Genomic DNA, 5,128 nt, shown 5'->3' on the forward strand with positions numbered 1-5,128 from the left:
CTGGATGTATACCGGCACCTTGCGGTTGTTGTCATCCGGATAATTCTTATGCGCCTGGTCGGTCACCTGACTGTCTATGGATATTGACAGATACTCATTCGACGTGAGGTCCTTGCCGTTGAGCATGTCGAACTGGAGCGTACTGTCGTTGAGCAGGGTTGCAAAATGCAGAATACTGTCGAGCACACCGGGCACGGAATCATACCCGCCGCTGCTGTTGCGCTTCCATACGGTAAATACCAGCCCTGGAATGTTCGACAACTTGAATGACGCTCCGTCCTTGTCGAAAATCTTTTCGGAGAACGTCACGGTCACACGGTCCTGCGTCCTGTCCTCGGTATTGCCGATGGTCTTGGTGACCTTCCAAATCACCGGGCCCGCGCCGTCGGTGGTGCGGAAACCCTCGATGGTGTCCGCGCCCACGATGCCGGCGATGGACAGCGACGGCGTCCATGCGGTTTGCGGCTTTCCCGTGCTCGAATCCTCCCTGAGGTACAGGGTGAACACGCTGTCGGTGCGGCCAACGCCGCCTCCGATGCTGTCAACCTTGAACACGACGCTGCCGTAAGAAAGACCGATGGTGGCAACGAAATTCGAGTCGCTGGGAAGCGTCACCTTCCGGTCGAAATACAGCACGACCTCGTCGAGCAGGCCGTCGCCGTTAACGTCCCGGGTCACCGCAGAGTCGAGGGTGCCTTTGTGGCCCGTTATCTTGACAAAAACGCTGTCTGAAACATTTCCGGCCCCCGTGGCCCTGAGCCATCCGCTTTCGTTGTGCGTCGTGGCCGAGGCATCATAGAAAATCCGGGCCACGTTCACCGGGTTGTCCACCGGGTGGAGCGTGCCGGAAACATCCCAGGTGCTGTTTTCGGGCCCGCGCCTGTTGCCGAAGCGGTCGTATCCGTCGGCCACGATCACCTTGCTCCCGGTGGGATAGGCAAGCAGCAGCGGATCCGGAATATGGACAAAATTTATATCTTCGAGCGCGAGCGAATCGAGCGGCCCGGGCAAAAGCGTGAACGGAACGGTGCTGGCGAGGAGCCCGTTAAGGCTCACGAAGATCTGATGGGCGGTATCGCTCTTGTACGGCGCATAGTACAGCACGAATTTTATTGTGTCAAGGCCGTTATTGAAACATTCGCTGGTTTTTTTGGCGGCGGTGCCGACCTGCGTGATGAGCACGGTATCCCCTTTGTCATCAATATAAAAAGGCAGCGGCCGTTTTCCGCCGCCGGCGCCGAGCGCGTCCTGGTAGCTGGTCGAATCGCACCAGATACCCGGTACAAGGCCGTCCTTGTTCTGTATCCTCACCACGGCCAGAATCGTATCACCGGCGACGCGCTGCTCGGGCGGCGTAAGGAGCGAGATATCGATTGCGGTGGGAGGGCCGGGCGTGAAATTCACCGTCACCGTATCCGGCACCGTTGAATCGTTGTCCATGTATACCCAAACTATTCCGGTGCCGGGCGTGACCGGCGAGAAACTCCATTGCTGCGCCTGTCCCGGCGGCATGGGCGCGGTGTTGAGCCCCTGCGTCATTGCCCAATGCGTGACCACGGGCTCCCACAGCAGCGTATCGGAGCGGAGTCCAAGCACCTTGAGCGTGGTGTCCTGGTTCGTGTTCATGGTGAGGCTGCTAATGTCGGTGGAATCACGGACGACGATGCGCAGCTGACGGTAGAAAATATTGCTCACAATCACCTTAACCGTGTCGATCAGGTTGAGCGAAGCATAACGCGGCTCGATGTTTTTCGCGATGACGAGAGCCGTGCCAACCTTCGCGACCCTGGTAATGATCCCTTCTCCCGACAGCTGGACGCCGTTGGTCGCCTTGGCAATGGTGTCGGGATCGCTGCTCCAGAGCGTTTGCAGCGAATAGCTCACCCAGTTTCCGTACTGGTCGCGAAGGATTGCATACACGGTCTTGTTTGTCTCGTTGGCGTTTATCGTCACGCTGTCGGCGGGCATGGCCGCGTTGGGGCTCAGGTTCGGGTCTTTGTTCGCCTCGATGACGAGCTGCTTGACTGGACCGGGCAGAATAGTCAGGCCGATGGTGTCGGAATAGATATCGGTACCGTTTTTATACGTCGCCACGATCACCACGCTGTGGTGCGCCTTTGTGGAGTTAAAGGTCGCAGTATATCCTGTCAAGGGAGTGAGGGTGCCGAGTGTGGGGTCGCTGAGCTGCCAGCTGATGAGGGTGGCGCTCAGATTGCCTTCATACGCGCTCAGCCACACGCTGTGCTGGTCGAACAATTTGGCCACCAGCGGAAAATCAACGCCGGCAATCACGGTGGTGTCGTGCGGAAGCGGTTTGTTTGTCGCGCTCGGCGCGCCGGGCTGCGGATACAGCACAAGAGAGCGCGGCGCACCGGGATTGATCACCACCGGGATCGAGGTGGTGAGACCTTGAAACGTGGCGGTGATGGTTCCCCTGCCGGTGTCCGAAGGAGAAAACTGCCATGTGGCCTGCCCCGCAGGCGCGGCGATATCGGATTTAATCGTGCCGGAGGCGGACCATGAGCCGGGTACGTTCCCCCATTGTGGGTTCGCGATATGAGGCAATGCCTGCACGATGAGAATAGTATCCTGGTCGCTGGTCATGGTGAGTGATCCAATTTTGGCAGGCACGGCCTGCACCAAAACTACGATCCGTAAAGAATCGTAGGTGATGTTCGACACATAGGCCTTTATGGTGTCCATCAATATCTTCCCGGGGATGTCAAGCGCGCTGGCCCTTACCAATTCGGAATCCGAAACGCCGAGCTTGGTCACCACCCCTTCGCCCAGCGTCTTGTTGCCGGGCGCGGCGCTCACCACGCCGGGGGTCACGATCCTGATCGTGTCCCACAGCGTGTTCTGCGACTGGCCCACATAGTTCTGGAACTTATCGCGCAAGGTTGCGTACACGCTTTTACTCAAGTCGGCCGACCCGATGGTGATGGTCCCGTTTCCACCCACCGGGTTGTCCTTCCACGGGCTGCGGGTGAGGCCGTTGGGGTCAGCCTCTATGACTACATGGTCGGGCGGGCCCGCTTTCACATACACGGTATCGGAAACCGGGGGAACGGACTTTCCCGTGTTGGGATCGGTGAACGTAGCGGTGATGATGTACGTTATAAACGCTTGGACGGCGTAAAACGTGTCGACCGGACCGACCGTTGGGCTAATATAGCTTGTCGTCGTTGTCTGACCGATGGCGGTCAGGTTCCACTGGATATACGGGTTGAATTCGGGCCTCGTTTTTCCGAAATTGTCAACTACCGCACCGTAATAGGTCGCGATCTGCCCGGCCGCGAGCGTGTCGACCTTGGGAATCATGCTGAGAACAAGTTTTGCCGGCACTCCGGTGATAATATTCGTTGTGATTTTGATGTCTGAACCGACTGCCTGCCGCTCGCAATAAAAAACATCCAAGATAGCGGAATCGCCCTGGACCAATCCCAGGCCGGGCGCCAATGCGTCAAGATTGAAGTATCCCGCTGTGGTGCCGTGGATGCCGCCGAGGTCCAGGACCAGCTGGCCGTTGATGAACACCCATAGGTCATCATCTCCCTCAAAATTGAACGTAAGGCCCGCCGTATAGGCAAAGGCCTTTTTGAGGTGCATTGCGAATGAATAATTGTGCGTGTTGGTCGCCCGGTTGAGCGGGGTGCCGTCGTAATTTATGGTGGGAACGTCCGCCCCGAATCCCCTTCCGTCAAGTGGAAAGAAATTACCGCTCTGAAACTGGTAGGTGCCGTTCGCGTTGTTGATTAAATTAAAAACAAGAGAGTCCTGTATTACCACATTTTTAAAGGACGTGTCGTAGCCAACCGTGTTGACGCCGAGGAGCGGCGCCCCACCCGGCAGTGGAAGAAGGGCCCCATAGGCTGGCCGGAGAAAGTCGCTTCCCTGCCCGAGCTGGCTTTGCGGCCATGGGCGGAACCACTTATTTATCCCCCAGCTATACAAATAGTTCGTTGTTCCAACGGGAAGGCCGTCTTTGTCAAGAGTCTGCTGCACCATTCCGGTCACGACCCTGCCGGGGTTTGTACCCTCATTGAAATCAGGGTTGCTGCCATCGGAATGGTAATCGAAAAAAGTCACGCCCACTTTGATGGTAGGAGGATATAAGTCCTGGCCGTGCAACAGACTCCCGGAAATCAGAACAGTTGCGAAAGTTGCGACAACGCCGCATTGAAAAGGCCGAAATTTACCCATAGGTAAAATATCCTCCTGCCTAAAAGCAATTATTTTAAATTACCACAAAAGAATCGTCTTATTTCGGCCGAGAATTTCCATTATCTCACGTCGTATAGTCGTCCATAATACTAAGAAGGTTTAAAAAATATTAAAAATTAATCGATTAAACGGTTTATTTTTGTAAAATCATTTCCTGGTTTGAGAATTCAAAAAAGTAAATTTTTGAATCCCCATTATAAAAGATAAAACACCAAAAAGAGCCAAAACGGGGCCAAGCAAGAAAATATATTTTTATCTATTCTAAAGTAAAAAAATCCCGGAGTGATTCCACCCCGGGATTTATGTCCCGCCTTAATTAAAGGACCGCGGCTAGTAGGATATTCCCACCGTGCCGAGGAGCCGCGACGTCTGATTGGGTTTTCCCGGCGTTTCATAGGTGACGTACGCAATCGTGCCGTAAATGCCCGCCGCGACTTTTGTTCCCTTCTCATTCGAGCCGTTCCAATAGATATCGTAGGTGTATTGGCTTTTAAGGTTGCTCCGGTCGACATTAAGGGAACTAATAACATCGTCGGTGCTCGCCTCATTTACCAAGTTGCCGACCACGTCGAAAATCTTGATTGACCCATGCACGGTCTGCGTGGAATCGGACGGCGGTGTTATTTGGAACGTCAGCACCGTGCCCGCGCCCTCGCGCCGCACCCAGTCACGGGCATTCGGCTCGTTCTTGAACACCAGTTGGCCCGGCCCGTATCCCTGACCCGAATGCACAAAGGTCGGCTTCGACGGGTTCGGCACCGGTACGATCTTGTCCGGCGGCACGGGCTGGATGTATACCGGCACCTTGCGGTTGTTGTCATCCGGATAATTCTTATGCGCCTGGTCGGTCACCTGACTGTCTATGGATATTGACAGATACTCATTCGACGTGAGGTCCTTGCCG

General features: G+C 55.4%; 2 protein-coding genes. Both read right to left on the reverse strand.

All coding sequences use genetic code 11. The features are described from left to right. On the reverse strand, positions 1–4,203 hold a 4,203-nt coding region (locus tag VLX68_03250; GenBank protein HUI91243.1), incomplete at its 3' end, for a fibro-slime domain-containing protein. 351 nt (positions 4,204–4,554) lie between these two features. Beyond that, a partial coding sequence (locus VLX68_03255) for a hypothetical protein (protein HUI91244.1) occupies positions 4,555–5,128 on the reverse strand: 574 nt, incomplete at its 5' end.

The sequence above is a fragment of the Chitinivibrionales bacterium genome (assembly GCA_035516255.1).
Lineage (GTDB): Bacteria > Fibrobacterota > Chitinivibrionia > Chitinivibrionales > FEN-1185 > FEN-1185.